The sequence below is a fragment of the Pantoea sp. Ep11b genome (genome assembly GCF_040783975.1).
GTDB lineage: Bacteria > Pseudomonadota > Gammaproteobacteria > Enterobacterales > Enterobacteriaceae > Pantoea.
In genome coordinates this window covers 67,327-85,605 of record NZ_CP160632.1, presented here as the reverse complement: position 1 = coordinate 85,605, position 18,279 = coordinate 67,327, and the positions used below count along the sequence as shown (strand labels likewise).

Genomic DNA, 18,279 nt, shown 5'->3' with positions numbered 1-18,279 from the left:
AAGGGAGAAGGCAGACGCGGGATGGCCGGAATGATTTGCCGGAAATAAAAAACCGGCGCAGGGCCGGTTCTGTTATCCGTGAGCTGATATGAGATTATTTGACAGTGGAGAGTATCTGTCTGATCGAGGCATCGATCTGCTCGGCTATCTCTTTTGGCAGGCGGCTGAATTCATACTGTATGGTGCGCTTTTCGTCATTGGTTTTGCGACGCGCATAGGTATTGGCCGTGCTGAACGTGGCCAGTTTTTCCGTCACCGTTTTGCTGGCGGGAGCCGGCTTCTTTAACTGACGGCGGGCCGTTTTGAATCCGTTCAGAATAACGCCTTTCTTCTCATCCAGACTGGCCCTTTGCAGGGCCGCATCATCATCCAGCCTGTGACGGATCTGATCGACCAGTTCGCTGATGTCCATCGCCTCCGCTTTCGCCTCTTCCGATACGTCAAGCAGCAGCTGATAGTCCTGCAGGGTCAGTTCAGAGACGACCGGGAACAGCTCAATAAATTCGGCGGGAACGGCGGCGGCCTGGAACGCGCGGGAAACTTTGGCATTGGAGATCCCCTCTGCTTTGGCGATCTCGCTTTTGCTCATGCCATTATCGTACATCAGCTTGAAGCGCAGCCCCAGCTCGCGCAGGTTGTGCTCTTTTGCCGTCTGAATATCAGCGGCCAGCTGACGCGCATCGCTGAGACTCAGCGCATCCGCCGTCACCAGCACTTCCAGACTGGCGCCGGAAAGCATACAGGCGGCGCGGCGGCGTGAGCCATCCATGATCTCAATCTGGTTTCCGTTGACGCGACCGATAGCCGGGAAAAACTGCTGCAGCGTAATGGTACGGGTGATCTCCTGCAGCGACTCTGGCGTCAGCGTGCGCTGGTCGCGTCCGTTGATACCGGGATCAACGCTGGTTCGGGTGGCAATATCATCATGCGGGATCAGCTGACGGACAAAGGTCGCTTTGGCACCCGACTTCAGCGTAAAGGTGCGTGACTGGCTGCTGCTGTCTATCATGCTGGCGATAGCCGAGTCCCCGAATTTACGGCCGATACGCTGTATAGGTTTGCTCACAGGGTACTCCTGATATATTCGATTCGGTCAAAAACAGCCCTGGAGAACTGCTCGGCTTCATGTTTGGCTTTGCGCAGCGCGTCTGCACTGCCCGGATACGAGGCCGGGTTAGCGCTGATGACGGTATCAAAAGACTCGCCACAGCGCTCGAATCCATCCAGGCGCGGTAAACCGCAGTCCAGCATCGATTTGGTAAAGACCTCACGCGCATAGCTCTGGGAAGTCAGATGATCGTGCTTGGAGGTCATCTTGGACATGAAGCCGATATTTGCCTTGAGGCGTGGTTCGACGCCTTCAGATTCGATCCGCTCCAGCATCTCCGGCAGGCGGGTCAGATACTTCATAGTGGAATGGAAATCGACCTGCGCCGGGGGCGTTGGTGTCAGCAGGACGTCACTGGCTGCAATTGCATTCAGCATAAAAGAGTCGAGGTGGGGGCCGGTGTCCAGGAAGATGAAGTCATAGTCACCCGCCAGACGGTCGATTACGTTGCGGCGTAATACCTCTGAAGGTGCCACGCCAGGCAGATGTTCAGCAACCAGCTCTTCCCAGTCGCTTGCCACAAAACCGTCGTCAATCGAAGCCGGGATCACATCCACGCCAGGCATCACGGTCGGCTTGATAAACTGCTCACGCAGCTGATCGGCATCCAGGTCGTTCAGCATCGCCTGCGCGGCGGTTTCGAGTACGGAACCGACGCTGTTGGTGTGGCTCAGAAACATGGTGCTGGACGCCTGAGGATCGAGGTCGATAACCAGGATGCGCAGGTCGTTGTGCAGCATAGAAGGGTGGGCGCGCATGCCGTGCGCAAGGGTAACCGTACTGACGGTTTTAGACACGCCACCTTTAAGGCTGACCACAAACACGACAAAAGGACCATCGTGACGGTCACGATATTTAGGGACTTTACGATGCTGATAGATGTCGACCACGTTCTGAATGGTCAATGCATATTGTGACGTGCTGCCGGTCTGTTTTTTACCGAACTGATAGCCTGCGGCTTCCATATCGCTGATCGCAGCAACTACGGCATGCTTGCTCAGCAGTGGCATATTGGCGACCGCGTTGCGGGAAAAGGTCTGATAAAAGCCGGTCTGGTTAAACTCCTGACGCTGCTGCTCAATATGATCGCTGAGTCCATGCAACATGGAGTTGGCACGGGTTGCCATCTCCAGCACTCCGCCATAATCACGCTTCATAAGCCCCTCTTTCTTAATGTTTTTGGCATACTACACAAAAAGCAGCGACCTGCCAATTTTTTAGAAAAAAGCTAAAAACCTGGATTTTTTATCACAGAGTGAAGCGGATTACCTGAAGGATTAGAGAAGAGTAACTGGGTACATGCATTGTCTATGCTTTAAAAACATAAACAGTAATAACTGCAAAGCGATGACTGTGCAGATGGCGGAACTGATTTTACGCAGAAAGAGGTATTATGCCCGGTGAGCTTCCTGCCTGTATCATACAGGTTTTTCTGATGGTGTTTTCAGCATGAAAATTTCATAAAAAACCAATAAAATCAGTACATTGAAAGAGAAAAGGGCTGGTGAAAAATCTGTCTGAAATTATCGGGTCACAGGCGTCAGTTTAATTATTCCGTTAGCATGGATAGGGTGTCTGAGTCTTATCTGCATCTGCCGTTCAAAATACCGGATTAAATACTGTCAGCAGACGTGGACAATCTATTTTACAGAGGTATCACGACAAGCCTGGTCAGATGAGCGCGTAAAAAGCCTGAGGCTTACAGAGATTGTTATCGTAATCTGCTCCTGCTCCCACCTCAGCAATACTTCCCTGTTCAGAACGCACAGAACTGCCTCTCCGACAAGAATCATGGTGCCACTCAGCCAGACCCGTATTCACTATGGTGATAGTCGTTAAATTCAATCAATCGATTTAAAGGCAGGGAAGGGAATGTTTGCACAAAACTTCTTTGTGCATGAAAAAGGGTCAGTTCACTTCCTGCTGGCATTCAGTGCAACGATTCGATTTAAGCACTACTCAGATTGATGACGATACTTTCAGCGCAAGTGTTATTTTTCAGGTGGCCAGATTGTGGTGTCAGCGGCTTTTCAGAGAGGCGGTGTCTGAGACTTACAAATCTGGACCGTCATACTTTTCTGATAGTGCGATGCTCGTCTGTGCTCAATTCTGTGAATTTCTGCTGATGCTCAGATGGGTTGCCATGGTTAATCCCGCTATGGAGCGTTCTGAATTATTAACAGCCATCACTGATTTACCTGTTCGAAACGCGGCTATGCTCTGCACCCGGATAAATACTGGCAATCGTATCTTCTGTTACTTTCTGATATCTCTGATCTTTTGCAGGGATAAAAGCACCATCCCTTGTGCATTTCTGATTTTTGTTCATTAACCGTTACAAACAGAGGCAGAAATAACGTTTCCCGAGGGTGTTTTCATCATGAAAATATATAATTTTAATTATTAAAATCAATTAGTTATGAAATTATTTTCATGGTGGAAAAAATGAAAACGCGCACGATTTCTGTTTAACGCCCTGTTTCTGTTTAGTGAGAATACTGTGGCAGATGCCTGGCACACTCATCGTTATCAACTGTTTTAGCCTCTTTACAAAATTACCCGTTTCTCTCCTGTCAGACTGTTTTCTGCAGGCCCTGTGAGAGGGGTTGCTTCTGTGGTTCATTTTTAACGTCTGGTTTTTATCCCCGTTATCCACAGGCCAGATCCAATTGTTCGATCCTTAATAGATCAAACTGAGATCCTAAACAGATCCCCGCAGTGTCCCAGGCCTTGTCACATCACGCCTGAGAGGGGATCCGTAACCACTATAGCGAGAAGAAAAACCACTGTAGCGAGTGTAACAACCACTGTAGCGAGAAAAGCAACCGCGCTGGCGAGTGACGGATAACCACTGTAGCGAGTAAATGGCCTTTCAGCGTGTGGAAAAGCTTCTGTCAGGGGCTGTGTGGGTACTTTCAGAGGGCCGTTCAGGAGAACGGCTATTGACAGAACCTGGCGTGTCAGAAAGATGCGCAGTTTTCAGCCAAATATGTCGGGTTATCCACTGAATCGATCCAATCATCGATCCTCATAAGATCCCTGAAAGTTCCTGAGAGATCCCCGGCAGCCGCGAGGCACTGGTATGCCTGCCTTCGGGACATGTGACTAACCACTATAGCGAGCAAAACATCCACTGTAGCGAGACAATTAACCACTATGGCAAGTAGATTAACCGCTATAGTGAGTGATAGTATCCACTGTATCGAGTAGCGGCGGCTTTTGTCTGTTCACATCACGGATCTTCCCCATGCCAAGAAAAGAACCAGATATCCTGAACATAGCGGATGCGTTTAGCGAAACTGATAAACGCACGGGGGAGGTTGTTACGCTGACTCCCAACAGTAATAACACCGTGCAGCCGGTTGCATTGATGCGACTCGGCCTGTTTGTTCCTACGCTTAAATCCACCGCTCGCAGTCAGAAAAACCAGATGAACGCCATGGACGTGACCCAGGATCTGAAACAGTTATCCCTGGTCAGGTCTGAAGGCTATGACAACATCAAGATTCTGGGTGCGCGGCTGGATATGGATAACGACTTTAAAACCTGGGTGGGGATCATTCGGGCATTTGCCACGCATGAGTGTCTGGGAGACACGGTAACGCTCTCATTCGTTGAGTTTGCCAAACTCTGCGGTATACCCTCTGCGCGGCTCTCCTCGAAGCTCAGGAGCCGTCTGGATGCGTCGCTGACGCGCATCGCCTCCAATACCCTGACGTTTACCAGCAAAGGCGGCGAAAACTACACCACGCACCTGGTGCAGTCGGCCAAATACAGCATTAAAAAGGATACGGTCACGCTGCAGGCCGATCCCAAGATCTTTGAACTCTATCAGTTCGACAGAAAGGTTCTGCTGCAGCTGAAAGCCATCAATGAGCTGGCACGCAAAGAGTCTGCTCAGGCGCTCTACACCTTTATCGAAAGCCTGCCGCCAAAACCGGCGCCGATCTCCATGGCGCGTCTGCGCGCCCGGCTTAATCTGACCTCGCGCGTGATCACCCAGAATGCCACCGTCAGAAAGGCCATGGAGCAGTTAAAAGAGATTGGTTATCTCGACTACACCGAAACGCGTCGCGGCTCGTCAGTTTACTTCTGGGTCCACTATCGCCATCCAAAGCTGCGCCCGGCCGAACTGCCGCTCAGCAAGTCGGGCCTGATCGATGATGAGATGGATGAGTTTGACGATCTGGATATCGATCCCGACGTGATTGACGTCAGCCTGCCTGAACCGCTGCTCGCAGAGGAAAGCAGTGAGCTGGTTATGGTTTCGCGCGAGGAAATAGAGTTACTGAACAAGATCCGTAAGCAAAAGAAGCTGTAATGGCTATGCCCGGCAGGCGGCAGATCTTCCGTTATCTTTCTGCAACCACTGTAGCGAGTCAGGTTACTCGCCACAGTGGTTACCTCTGAAGCGTTGTCTCCTGAGCTTACTGTCGTCGATCTCTGTATCCCCGTCACACTGCGGCTCATCCGTTATCCTGATCGACAGGATGGGGCGAGAATTTTACTCGCTACAGTGGTTACTCACGGCTATCTGCAGGGTTGACGGTCTGGAAACCTCTGCTGTTTACTCGCTACAGTGGTTATTTTCTCTTTTCATGGGATTGCGGCGAGGCTGATGCGGTGCGTTTTGCGGTCCACAGGGGCACAAAGGAGCCTGTGCTCGTCCGGATAAACTCGCTATAGTGGTTATCTGCTCTGTCAGAGCATCTGAAGCCCTCATTCCTGTCCCATGATTAACTCGCTATAGTGGTTACCCGCTCACTTTTCCGACCAATCGCCTGTTTACTGCACGGATTATCGTGCTGGCAGAGTAAACGTTCTCGCTACAGTGGTTATCAGATGAGAACAGAAAAGCGCAGTTTACTCACCATAGTGGTTGTTATCATGCGATCGCTGTGATTGCAGCAGCCTCTTACCTATAAATGTAAGCACTTACTATCATTTCAGGGCCTGTGTCATCGTTTTTTCACAGACTGTCACCTTCTTTTGCTGATATAGCACTACTCGCTACAGTGGTTAACCGTAACGGGTCTGATGCCAGTCCGGATAATGCCGGACACCCGGAGTGGCTCCGTAATACACGCTTTAATCGCCCGCCGAGGGGACGATGTGCCCGTTACCGCCGCATGTGCCGGTCGTTTCCGGTGTTCTCGCTATAGTGGTTATCAAAACGAGAAGCTTAGCTGACGATCAGTCCTCAGGCTGCCAGAACCGATGCACAGAGGCTGACACGCTGTCGCTCGGTGCTGATATTACGCAATACCTTCCACATGCAGGCTCATATAAAAGGGCACTCGCTACAGTAAATATCTGGTGCATTATGATACCGGCGTCGATGAAAAGGCCCTCGGGGATCCCTTACGCCGCCGGACTGGACTACTCGCTACAGTGGTTATCTACAGGCATTAAGCCGCAGGGTGGATCCAGCATCAACGGGATCTCGTGACATGGTCACGCAGGAAAAAAGAGGGTGACATCGCAGTGCAGGTGGTGGGCGTGATGCAGTCTCTGGCTGCGGCTAAAAAAAGCGGCACTCTGATGTGCCGCTTTTCATGATGCGCAGAGCGAAGGTTACATCGCTTCCCGGTATTCCGGCCAGGCGACAGACTGCGCCTCGTAGCGACCCGCAGCCGCAAACAGTGTGCCCTGGAAGTTGATAACCCCAGCCGCTTCCAGCCACATCCACTCTTCAGCCTGAACGATGCCCGCCGCGATAACGGTGATCTCCAGCGCTGAACAGCATTTGATAATGGCCTGTACCACTGCCTGTTTAGGTCCGCTGCGATGAACGTCGCGGGTGATCCCGGCATCGATACGGATGCGATCAGGCTGAATATGGGTGAGCAGGGATAATCCTGCTGAACCGTCACCGAAATTGTCGATCGACAGGCTGATGCCGACGGCTTTCAGGGCGCGGACGGCGTCAGAGAAGGCCTCCAGCTGCGAAATCACGGCGGTTTCACTGACGCCGATCACAACCTGTTCAGGCACAAGTCCTGCCTGCTCAATCGCAGCCAGGATCTGCGTGACGGCATCGGGGATAATTACCAGCGTCATCGGCAGCAGACTGACGTAGAGCGTCATATCATCAGGACAGACTCTGCCGGCATGGCTGAAGGTCTGTTTGAGGGTTTCCAGGTCTTCGGCGTAAAGCGCATCGCCAGCGATCTCCCCGGACGTTGCCGGACGAACCGTGGTTGCTTCAATCGCCGTCACCCGACGCGCCAGCGGATCGACGACCGGGCGGAAGGTGACGCCTTCTGTTTCCGGACTCGACGCGGGCGCCTCATCGTGTTCGGAAATAAATTCCCAGTAACCCGGCGGGAGAACCTCGTAATAGTTCTCTTTTTCGCGGGACTCGACGAAGGTACGCAGGAATTGCAGTGCCCGATCATCATAGGTCAGCTGATATTTTGACGTCCCCTTATCCAGAACCGCCTGAAGCAGAGATGAGCGATCATGTTCGCGCAGGTCGAACAGCGACATGCCTGCATTACCGAAGCGGCGGTATGGCGCATAGTCACGCATCAGTTCTACGACATTATGGTGCCGGCGGTCAGCACAGATTCGCTCATAAACTGCGAGAATGCCCGCTTCCGGGCCTTCAAGCAGCTGGAAGAAGTGCGTGCCGTTGAAAAGCAGAATGCCGGTCACGCCGTGAGACGTATTGATTTTACTGGCATTATCGACCATCTCTGGCAGGGTTCTGACCGGAAAATCATCTGAAATATGGCTGCGATAAATTATAGTAGTTAACATGTGCAGCTCCTGTTCATATGGTTGTTGCGCACACGCTAACATTGTTCAAAAAATGTTTCATCCTTCTTTGCCGGATCCCGCACAGTGTGCACCACATAAGGCGGCGGTAAGCAAAGCGGCAAAAAAGGCGAGCCGGAGGAGCAGCAGGCACTATCCGTAACGCTACAAAACGATGCAACCGCAATCCTACGCGCCGTGTTGCATTAAATACACTCCCCCCGCAGCTTCCAGTGAAGCCACTGATCCAGCGCCTCCTCGTCTAACGGTTTCGAATAGAAGAAGCCCTGAGCCTGATCGCAGCCATATTCGGTCAGGGAGGCCACCGTATCCGTACACTCAACCCCCTCTGCCACGACGGTATAGTCCAGCTCTTTCAGCATGGCGATGATGCTGCGGGCGATGATGCGTGAAGCCGTATCGGAGGAAAGCTCACTGATCAGGGAACGGTCCAGCTTGATCACATCCAGCGGCATACGACGCAGATAGCTGATGTTGCTATAGCCGGCACCAAAATCATCGAGTGAAATCGTGAATCCCCGCTCTCTGAGCATCTCCAGCCCGCGCAGGGCGGTCGGGCTTTCCAGAATACGCTCTGTCTCAAGGCATTCGATGCCCAGCAGAGAAGTCGGCAGCTTAGCCTTCTGCATTTTACTTTCCAGCCCGGCGGCAAACCCTTCGCGGGCAAAGTCGCGTACGCTGACGTTAATCGTCAGTGGCAACTGAATGCAGTGATTCCGCAGGCGGCTGAGACGTTCAATGGCTTTATCGATAATCCACTCGGTCAGCACAGAGAGCAGGTCTGTCTGCTCAGCCAGCGGGATAAATGCGCCGGGTGAAAGTTCGCCCCGGCAGGGGTGTTTCCAGCGGATTAACGCCTCCAGTCCGACCGGCTTACCCTTCAGCAAACAGATTTTCGGCTGATAGACCATATAAAGCCCGATATTCTGACGCAGCGCGGTTTTAAGATCGGTCATCAGCAGGAAATCTTCTGAGCGCTGCGTTTCCGCCTCTTCATCAAAGCGCTGAGAGGGTAGCCCGCGGCCTACCGCTTCATTCAGCGCTGTGCTGGCCCGGCGCAGCACGTCAGACGCTGACATGCTGCCTGCCACAAAGCCCGCTTCTCCGGTATGCGGCGTAAGAGCAACAGAGAGCCCCTCATCAATGTCTGCGCTGATCCCTTCCAGACGACCGGCGACCCAGGCTGCGCTGAGCCGGCTATCCGCTCGCGTCAGAATGGCAAACCGGCCCGTTGCCACGGTGTAAATCATCTCGCCCACTGCCGGCCGCAGGCGCAGCGGCAGCAGGGTCGCCATATCTTTCAGCAGGCTCTCAACCGGACTCATGCCCATGGTGCGGGCCATCTCATAAGCGCGCGACATATCAATACAGTCGATCAGAACCAGGCGGCGCGGCGTGATATCCCCGGCAACGGCCATATACTGCAAATCACGGATCAGGCGCTGACGGTTAGGCAATCCGGTGACCGGATCGGTAAACCCTGCCGAATGCCAGGCTTCCAGAAAGGACATCACCAGGGTTGAGAGCAGCGTCAGTGTGGTGACCTGATCGCAGGCAAAGGCATGCGGTTCGGTGTCGGTCACGCAGAGTGTGCCAAGAATCATACCGTCGCGGGTTTTCAGAGGCACACCCGCGTAAAAGCGTATAAAAGGCGCACCGGTGATCAGCGGATGGGTAACAAAACGCGCATCGTGATAGGTATCGGGGACAATCACCGCGCTGTCGCTGTCAACCACATGGCGGCAGAGAGAGTCCGCCCGCGTTGAACGCTGCAGATCAAAATTATGAGATGCGCGGATGGTCTGAAACTCATCATCCAGCACAGAGATAAAGCTGCCCGGGATCCCCAGGGCCTGACTGGCCAGCCTGACAAATTTGCGTAATACGTCATCGCGACTCTCGTCGGGATCACGCAGCGCCTGTAAGGCACGGCTTCGGCGCTCACTGTCGCCGTGTAAATGGTTGAGCATGTGTGTAAAACCCCCGCACCGTCTGATTACGGAGCGAAAAAGAAAACTGCCCGGAGCGAAATTTCATTCGGGCGGCAGGAAATAGTGCGTATTTTTTATTTTCATCAGGATGATAGGTGAGTGCGCGGCGGGTGTCTCTTATTATTTTCTTTAACGCAGAAAAGGGGGATTTACGATTCGAAAATTTAATCGAAGCAGGGTGATACGAATGACCGATGGTGATTTTATATTTGCAGGCTGAGTCTTCAGAAGTGTGAATATCTATTTCCTGTGTATGAACATTTCACATCCGGGCAGGTTAACAATAGCATTAACCCGGTTCCGACAGTAAAAATCCGGCCAGGTCAGACTGAGAATAGCAGGCCATAGGGGGCAGAAAAGGTAACCTGTTAAAACAGCAGGTAAAAGCCGGGAAAGCACTAAGGCCCGCTGAGCGTTTTGCTCCGCGTAAACCCGGCAGAGAGCGGGGCATCCACTCTGAGGCTGGCGTTAACACAGCGTGTCAGTCAGCAGACAGTTTAGCGTTTGATGCCATTCAGCGGCTGGGCCGGACGGCGACGTGGCGGATTCTGCGCCAGCCACGCACGTACCTGTTCTATCTGTGGCCCGTTTTCGCGGATTGCACGCGTCAGCCTCTCCTGTGTCGTGCCCAGTTCCTGTGTCCAGTAGGTGATTTGCCACTGTTCACGAATGTCGACCTGTGACAGATCGTCGGGTGAGCGACGCTGGATAGCGTGTTTCATTTATTTTCCTCCTCGGGTTGCAATGATTCGCCTGAAAAGAGGCTTCAGACGAAGCGCCCATCCTGATGAAGAAAGAAGCAGTGAGATAGCGGATTAATCCCTGAAAAGCGTTCCGGGCGAACAACAGGATAATTCCTGGCCCGCAAATTAAGACACTCAAACAAAATAGAAAAGTCCTCTTTAAGTCAAAATATACCGCTTCGCTTGTGACAGGATGTGGTGAAAATGGCTGACCTGAAATTTGACATTTATTTAAAATAGTCAATTATTCACTGGTCTTTTCTCTGACCGCTTTCGGATCGCTTCGCTTTACGTGATAACGCTGCTGTGATCGCTGGCGGTTCCACCCTATTGAAGGAGCGTTGTTTGGTTAATCGTCCCCCCCAGCCGCCTGTGGTTGTCCAGAGTAATGTGCGTGAACTTCGGCTGGCCGCCGGACTTTCCCAGCAGAGTGCGGCAGAACGTTTCGATCTCAGCCTGCGTGTCTGGCAAACCAAAGAAGCCGCAGTCAATCCGGCCTTGTTGAGTCAGGGCGAATATGAACTGTTGCTGTTGCTGGCCGGGCGTCATCCGCATTACGTTCTGGCACCGCAGAATAAAAAATAGGGGCTGCGTGAAGCTCTGATATTCACGCTCAGGATCAATCTCCGTCGGCAGGCGATAAAAAAAGTGCGCTTTGCCGACTTGAAAGCTGACCGCTTATCCCTATTCAGGGAGATGACCGGGAGAGTTAAACCGGTCAGATGAACTTTTGGATGAACCTGTTCAGGAGATTATCACTATGTCATTACAACCCTTCTCAGCATTCCCTTCACTGGCGGATTCTGTGTTTTCAGATCGCTTCAACCGCATCGATAAATTATTCAGTCAGCTGACAGGCGACAGTCCCGTTTCTGCAGCGCCCGCTTATGACCTGCAGCGTTTTGAGCATCATCGTTATGCGCTGACCGTGAGCGTACCGGGCTGGAAAGAGCAGGAGCTGGAGATCGAGCATCGTGGCGGACGGCTTTCCGTGGCGGGTCACAGAGAAAAAGACAGTCAGGAAACGTCCGGCGAACCCCGTCAGGAGGAGGGCGGCTGGATCCATCGCGGCATCGCCCGACACGATTTTCAGCTGAGCTTTTCGATTCCCGAGCACATGAAGGTCACGGGCGCCACGCTGGCGGAAGGCTTACTGAAGATCGACCTGTATCAGGAAATTCCGGAGAGCGAAAAACCGCGCCGCATCCCGATTGCGACCGACGGTCCGCGCACGCTTGAACATCAGTAATGCTATCCCGGGCGGAAACGGCTGAGGCTGTTCCGCCTTTTTTGATTTATGAGAAGAAAGAGGCGAGTTGTGGTCAGGTGCTGGTGGCTTTTGGCTTAACCGGCGACCGCAGCGCAGTATCGGTGCCCGTAAGCATGACGGGTTCACCTGCCTCAAGACTGGCGTGAAAAGCCGCTTTCATCTGGGCGCAGATACCATCGCCGCACCACATGAGGTGATGCTCAAAACGTTGTTGTGCCACGGCAGGAACGCCGGATGCTTCCGCAGCCACTTCCACCCGGAATCCCTGGCCGTTCAGCCGGATCGCTTCCATCCAGATTTCCGTTTCATCCGTGACGCTGACCGCCTCAAGAAACAGCGGCACGGTACTGCGTCGAAGAGCGCCCCGTGCCAGCTGTTCCCACTGCCTGAGCACCGCTGTATGAAAGCGCATCTGACGCTGCGCCGCACCTTCACTGAGATCACTACGCAGCCAGAGATTGAGCGGCCGGAGATAGCGATTAACGTAGTCATCGCTACAGTAGTCTGTGCTCATCATCTGCAGTTCACGTTCAATATCGGCGTCCGGATAGGAGGCCAGCAGCTGCAGCATATCCTCTTCGCGGCAGGCCCAGCCGCCAGGCAGCGTCACGCCGGGCCAGTTAAGCGCAGCGTGGATATCAAAAAGCGTATGGCCGCCTGACGTCATTTCGCGAACGCATAGCGCGCGCGTAAGCTGCTGGTCGGAATAGCCCGTTGCTCCAGGTGGTGTTATCAGTCCGGCCCGGCGCCAGCGGCGCAGAGTTTCGGGCAGAACACCGACAAGGCCACAGACGGTGTCGGTAGAGTGATGGGGCATAGTGGATATCCGAAAACTTAACGATCCCCGATTCAGGGAAGATGAGCAGATTATGCGCGACGGGATTGAATAAAGAAACCATCACTTCCAAATTATTTGTCTTATTTTAAGACAGGACACAACATGACATTCAGCAGGCAGACAGAGAGGGAGAGCGGCGGGCAGGACAGGTGCCGGGCATAGCAATGCCCGGCGGCAGGTAACGCGTTACCACTGGTACTTATTAGAATCTTCCCAGTCTTTGACTTCTTTTTCGGCACGATCTTTTTCGTAGCCGTAGCGTTCCTGAATTTTGCCGACCAGCTGGTCGCGCTTCCCTTCAACAACGGTCATGTCGTCATCCGTGAGATCGCCCCATTTTTCCTTCACCTTACCTTTGAACTGCTTCCAGTTACCGCCAATGCGATCTTCGTTCATGGTGATTCTCCTGATTACGGTTTTTGTCCAGGGACCTGGTGGATATCTGTATTGCCTGATGGCTGTCAGATGGATCAAGCATGGCACAGCTTTTGCTTTTTGCAGCGAAGCGGTGTGAGCGGCATCAAACTCTGAGTAAAAGGGCGACGGACGGGAGAGGCTCTGACGCGATCAGACAGGACGACGGGCTGGCCAGTGCACTTCGGGCAGGGCGTTCAACGCCGGGCGGGCAAACAGAAAGCCCTGATAGTAGCGAACGCCGGCACTTTCGAGCCAGAGCCACTCTTCTATTTTTTCAACGCCTTCCGCGATGACGGTAATCTCCAGCGCCTGGCAGCATTTCAGGATCGCCAGCACAATGGCCTGACGCGGGCCGCTGCGATGGATATCGGTGATGAGCTTACGATCGATTTTTACTTTGTCAGGCTGAAAATCAGCTAACAGAGATAAACCGGCAAAACCCGCGCCAAAATCGTCGAGCGCCAGACTGATCCCGGCGGCTTTGAGTTGCTTAACCGCCAGATGAAAGGCATCGAAGCGGGAAATAATCTCATCTTCCGTCACTTCAACCACGATCTGCTCCGGCCGCAGGCCCTGCTGCCTGATCTGAGCGATCAGGTACGCTACGGCATCCTCGATCATCACCAGTGACATAGGCAGCAGATTGACGGACAGGGTCTGATCCTGCAGTCCCAGATGCCGCGCCAGCTGGAAAGCGTAGGTTTTGGAGTCGAGATCGGCCTGATAACGCTCATCTTCAGGCAGCCGGGAAAAATAGTCGGCGGGCGAAGATCCGCGCTGACCGCGAATCAACGCCTCGCAGGAAACAATCTGGCGGTTTGCAGTATCCACAATGGGCTGTAGGGCAAATTCGCAGTGCTGATCCGCTGCCGGCTGAAAGGCGGGTTGTGCCGGGGTGAGAGAGGGCGCGATCAGCGTCCATTCGCTGGCAGGATCGATTTCGATAAACGTCTCTTTGTCCCGCCCTTCAACGAAAGACCGCAGGAACTTCACGACTCTGTCATGCCTGATCCGCTCATCACTCAGCGTGACCCGTTTTAGCAGGGCATCAACTACGTCGTGTTTCGGATAATCGCGTAGATCGAACAGCGCCATTCCGGTATCACCAAAGCGACGGGCAGGCGCGTAGTCCCGCATCAGTTCAATCAGGTTAAAATGGCGATCGTCCGAACTGATGCGCTGGTAAACCCTGTTGACATTATCAACGCTGCCTTCCAGTACCTGAAAAAAATGCTGACCGTTATAGAGCAGGATCCCGGTGACATTCGCCTCGGCATTTTTAACGCTGGCGCGCTCTACCAGTGCTTTTAACCGCTCTGGCGAGACAGAACCCGCAAGCTGGCTACGGTAGATCAGGGTGGAGAGCATAAGCGGACTCACATGGCAGATAGCGACCGACTAAACATATCACAGAACTATCGCGTCTTAAGGGCAGAGCTGTGGCCATTGTGCGATTCTGCCTGCCGTATCAACAGAAGCGAACAGGCAGGTGATCTGTCAGTCCGGTGTAAAACAGCAGATAAAAAGGTCAGGCAGGGAGAAAAGCCCCTGCAAAAGCGGGGGCAAACAGCGGTAAAATCACATTATTATTACGTCACGGCATCCCTGGTGAGGCGCCGGTCAATCGGGCAGGGCCTGATTATGACCCACTTTCTGTTCCCCGCACCATGCTGTTCTGGCTGGCTTTTACAGCCGGTAACGTTCAGTTTTCCGGCAGATTCGGGAAATTCATTGCAATTCAAATAATTACTGACCGGGCGGGACGACGCTGGTTCAGCCTGTGAATCATCAGGTTACAAATCAACCACTTTTCCAAATGGCAACTCAACCTAACCCACCGGGCAGGGATGGCGACCTGGCGCATTCAGGAGAATTCCTCACCGTAATCGGAAAAAGTGCCCCCTGTTCAGAGGGGGCAAGGGTAGGAGTCAGAACACGCTGTAAAAAATGTGGATTTCTTTACAGCGCCATTTAAAGATAGGGCAAAACCGCCTGAGATGCCGCTGCGGTTAGCCCTTTTTTTCATGAGCGTGCAAATCGTTCAAAATTTAACCATGGTTAAAGTATTTCAAAATCAGTAAGTTAATCTGTTCTGAAAACGATTTCTAAGATTTGGATTAAAGTCTGCCTGACACTGCCGCTTCGGCTATCGCTGGCCACAATCTGCCTTCATTTCCGCATCCATTACCGGTTAAGCGTACAGACCTGATCCCTTCCACTGTTTCTCAGCACAGTGACTTCCTGCTTAGAGGATGCCCCTACCCAGGTGTAAGTTTCGGGATCATGAGATCCAGACCGCATTCAGGGAAGCGATACGGCGTGATGACGTGGGCGCGCTGTTCTGTCACTCCCCGCGACTTTGCGACAGCACAACGCGCGTGGCAAATCAGTGAACCCTGTCTCTGCTTTCCGTGACATCTCCGTTGAGGCGGGGAAGTGCCGTCTGTGTCAGGTTGCCGCGATGCGCCTTTCAACGCGCCGCAGCACCAGAACAAAGATAAAGGCAGGCATCCCAGGGCCGGCCGCCGCTGAAAACGCTGGCCTGTTCTCCAGTCAGGGTCTGGAGGCAGACTGACGCTGTGCAGCCCGATCCTGATAGTTTGCACTGGTAACAGCGCTTTTCTCACAGGCGATGCTGGCCCGCTTCATCGCGATTTTGCGTTTTTTGAGCTTTATCTTCGGTAACCCTTCTTTAAACTGCGCTGTCAGCGAGGCGGCCTGCTGCTCATTTGCAACGCGACAGATGAACAGCTTGCTTTTGGTCTGGCGGCTGACATCGATGGCGTAGATCTCCACGCCTCTGCTGCACACTTCATATTCAACGTCCGTAAATTGCATGTGTGGCCAAAGACCGGTTCTGGTTTCAAATTGAGCTAAATTCATGACAACGACCTTTTTTATTGTACGCGTTATTGATTCCTGACAGGCTTAAGCCTGGTCGGGCCAGTGAGCATAGACCAGAATCAGCATTCCGCCAGCCGATTCACTGATTTAATCTGGCCCTGCCACAAATGGCTAAAATCTCAGCCTGTCGCGGTCAGCAGGCTGACCGCTGAGTTCGCTGTTAAGTTAAACAACCGCAGGGCAGCCTATTCGCGTCTCTTCTCTTTATGTCTGATCAGGCAGATTACCTGAACGTGCCTGAACCCGGAGGGCCATCTTATAGGTGACGATCCGATCGCCGGCAGCGTATCACTCCGGCAGGGAGACCAGAGCAGGGGCGAAAGGGTGTCGGATGCGCAGGGCTATACAGCAGAGAGAGGTAGCCCGGCATGGCCGGTGGCGTTGCCACCAATACCGCTAACAGTCGCACGCAGCCTGCAAGCGTCGGGCTCTTACTTAGTTCATTTTTTGACAGTCGCAAGATAAAAATAACGGCGCTGTGATCCGTTAAAGCCCCGCACACGGCCGCCGATAAGAATGATCGGCATGTTGGCCATTTTTAGTTTTATCTTCTACCGGGGATCTCTTCATGACTATTACACAGCGTCTTATGCTAATCTTCTCACTGCTTGCAATGTCGCTGATTGCATTGGTGATTATTTCTTTATCTGTCATTTCGGGCTTTCAGTCGCGTTTCGAATATGTGCAGACAAATGCGGTGCCCAGCATTCGCGACCTGAACAAATCGATCAGCGTCACCAATCAGTTGGGCATCGCGCTTTATCGCCATCACAGCACCCGCGATGCGGAAAAATTTCCGGCTGCGGAAGAGCGTATCGAGAATCTGCTGCAGCAGATTAAGGCGTTGAATGCCTATTACATGGCGAACGACATCTCGAATGAAGAAGACAGGGCATTAACTGAGCAGGCTGAAAAAGACCTGGATGCCGTGCGCAGCGCATTACCCGCCTTTCTGGCCGCATCGCGCGCCCATGATGACAACGTCACGTTGCCACTGCTACAGGGCGAGAATGGTATAGGTGCCGCAGCCCGCAAGCTGGAGTCCGATTACACCCGTCAGATTCAGTTGAATATCGACATTGGCGAACAGCTCCGCGCTGAGAACAAGCGCATCTACGCCCGGACCCTGTGGGGAATGTCGGGCGGCTCACTGCTGTTGATCCTGATACTGGCTGCCTTCTCCACCAGGGTTATCCTGGGCATCAGAAAAAGTCTGACTGGCATGGTCAATACCATGACGCAGGTGAGTCATACCCTTGACCTGACCCAGACGGCTGAGGTTCGCGGAAAGGATGAAATCAGCAAAACGGCGTCAGCCTTCAACCAGCTGCTGGCCCGGGTATCCGGCACGCTGCTCTCTGTCAGTCACGCAGCACAATCGGTCAGCACCGGTTCGACGCAGATCGCAGCGGGCAATGAAGATCTTTCGGCGCGTACCGAAGAGCAGGCGGCTTCGCTGGAGCAGACGTCCGCCAGTATGGCGACGCTGAGCGAAACGGTGCGGCAGAACGCAGAAGGCGCAAATCAGGCCAGCACACTGGCCAATAGCGCCAATCAGATGTCAATCCAGAATGGCACAGCCGTGAAGCAGATGCTGACAACGATGGATGATATCCGCGCCAGCTCGGCCAAAATCTCTGAAATCACCGGGCTGATCGAGGGTATCGCGTTTCAGACCAATATTCTGGCACTGAATGCGGCGGTTGAAGCGGCGCGTGCCGGTGAACATGGCCGCGGCTTTGCGGTGGTCGCCTCCGAAGTGCGTAACCTTGCACAGCGCTCCTCTTCTGCCGCACGCGAGATTAAGGATCTGATTTCAACGTCCGTTTCACAGGTTGAACAGGGCTTAGAGCAGGCAGGCGGAGTCGGTTCAAACAGTGAAAATGTCCGGCAGGCAATTCAGCAGGTCGCCGATCTGGTCAATGAGATTGCAGCGGCAACGTCTGAGCAGAGCAAAGGCATTGAGCAGGTTCATCAGGCGATTGGCCAGATGGATGAGGTGACACAGCAGAACGCCTCGCTGGTGGAAGAAGCGTCATCCGCCTCGAAATCGCTACAGGAGCAGGCGGAGACGCTGTCAGGCCTGGTCGCCAGCTTTACGCTGGAGAGTAACAGACGTGCCGCGCCGCAGCCGCAGGCGGCGTCTTTGCGTCGACCGGCTTTTCAGCCGCCCTGGCCTGAGCGCCAGCGCATCGATGTGGCGCAGGCAAACTGGGAAAGCTTCTGAT

Annotated in this window: 13 protein-coding genes; 4 read left to right on the top strand and 9 right to left on the bottom strand. The window is 53.4% G+C overall.

What is annotated here, in order from left to right:
* Positions 1 to 94: 94 nt before the first annotated feature.
* Both AB1748_RS18660 and AB1748_RS18655 read right to left on the bottom strand, forming a co-directional pair.
* Positions 95 to 1,066: a ParB family protein gene (locus tag AB1748_RS18660; RefSeq protein ID WP_367396361.1), complete on the bottom strand. Its 972-nt coding sequence runs from the start codon at positions 1,064 to 1,066 to the stop codon at positions 95 to 97.
* Entirely contained in the window at positions 1,063 to 2,265 is a 1,203-nt protein-coding gene (locus AB1748_RS18655) for an AAA family ATPase (RefSeq protein WP_111138342.1), read from the bottom strand. Before AB1748_RS18655 ends, AB1748_RS18660 begins: the two co-directional genes overlap by 4 nt.
* Positions 2,266 to 4,355: 2,090 nt before the next feature.
* On the opposite strand from AB1748_RS18655, the gene AB1748_RS18650 reads away from it, so the two are divergent.
* Complete coding sequence (locus AB1748_RS18650) at positions 4,356 to 5,429, top strand: RepB family plasmid replication initiator protein (protein ID WP_111138340.1); 1,074 nt, start codon at positions 4,356 to 4,358, stop codon at positions 5,427 to 5,429.
* Positions 5,430 to 6,682: 1,253 nt separating this feature from the next.
* Here the strand turns inward: AB1748_RS18650 and AB1748_RS18645 are convergent.
* The 3 genes from AB1748_RS18645 to AB1748_RS18635 all read right to left on the bottom strand — a co-directional run bounded on the left by AB1748_RS18645 (position 6,683) and on the right by AB1748_RS18635 (position 10,601).
* Positions 6,683 to 7,870, bottom strand: a complete 1,188-nt coding sequence (locus AB1748_RS18645) for a diguanylate phosphodiesterase (protein ID WP_111138339.1) — start codon at positions 7,868 to 7,870, stop codon at positions 6,683 to 6,685.
* A gap of 203 nt (positions 7,871 to 8,073) precedes the next feature.
* Positions 8,074 to 9,858 (bottom strand): GGDEF domain-containing phosphodiesterase, encoded by a 1,785-nt coding sequence (locus AB1748_RS18640; RefSeq protein WP_111138338.1) that lies wholly within the window; start codon positions 9,856 to 9,858, stop codon positions 8,074 to 8,076.
* 518 nt (positions 9,859 to 10,376) lie between these two features.
* On the bottom strand, positions 10,377 to 10,601 hold the full coding sequence (locus AB1748_RS18635; RefSeq protein ID WP_111138337.1) for a DUF3606 domain-containing protein: 225 nt from the start codon (positions 10,599 to 10,601) through the stop codon (positions 10,377 to 10,379).
* A gap of 366 nt (positions 10,602 to 10,967) precedes the next feature.
* On the opposite strand from AB1748_RS18635, the gene AB1748_RS18630 reads away from it, so the two are divergent.
* A complete protein-coding gene (locus AB1748_RS18630; RefSeq protein WP_111138336.1) occupies positions 10,968 to 11,207 on the top strand; it encodes a transcriptional regulator in 240 nt (79 codons plus the stop codon).
* Between the two features lie 175 nt (positions 11,208 to 11,382).
* On the top strand, positions 11,383 to 11,871 hold the full coding sequence (locus AB1748_RS18625) for an Hsp20 family protein (RefSeq protein WP_111138335.1): 489 nt from the start codon (positions 11,383 to 11,385) through the stop codon (positions 11,869 to 11,871).
* 73 nt (positions 11,872 to 11,944) lie between these two features.
* On the opposite strand, the gene AB1748_RS18620 is transcribed toward AB1748_RS18625, so the two are convergent.
* From AB1748_RS18620 to AB1748_RS18605, 4 genes are all read right to left on the bottom strand, one after another.
* Positions 11,945 to 12,709 (bottom strand): MerR family transcriptional regulator, encoded by a 765-nt coding sequence (locus AB1748_RS18620; RefSeq protein WP_111138334.1) that lies wholly within the window; start codon positions 12,707 to 12,709, stop codon positions 11,945 to 11,947.
* A gap of 207 nt (positions 12,710 to 12,916) precedes the next feature.
* Positions 12,917 to 13,126: a CsbD family protein gene (locus AB1748_RS18615; RefSeq protein ID WP_111138333.1), complete on the bottom strand. Its 210-nt coding sequence runs from the start codon at positions 13,124 to 13,126 to the stop codon at positions 12,917 to 12,919.
* 171 nt (positions 13,127 to 13,297) lie between these two features.
* On the bottom strand, positions 13,298 to 14,515 hold the full coding sequence (locus AB1748_RS18610) for a diguanylate phosphodiesterase (RefSeq protein WP_367396360.1): 1,218 nt from the start codon (positions 14,513 to 14,515) through the stop codon (positions 13,298 to 13,300).
* A 1,185-nt stretch (positions 14,516 to 15,700) separates the two neighbouring features.
* Positions 15,701 to 15,985, bottom strand: coding sequence for a hypothetical protein (locus tag AB1748_RS18605; RefSeq protein WP_367396359.1), 285 nt, complete (start codon positions 15,983 to 15,985; stop codon positions 15,701 to 15,703).
* A gap of 634 nt (positions 15,986 to 16,619) precedes the next feature.
* Between AB1748_RS18605 and AB1748_RS18600 the strand changes: the two genes are divergently transcribed.
* Positions 16,620 to 18,278, top strand: coding sequence for a methyl-accepting chemotaxis protein (locus AB1748_RS18600; protein ID WP_367396358.1), 1,659 nt, complete (start codon positions 16,620 to 16,622; stop codon positions 18,276 to 18,278).
* Position 18,279: the final 1 nt, after the last annotated feature.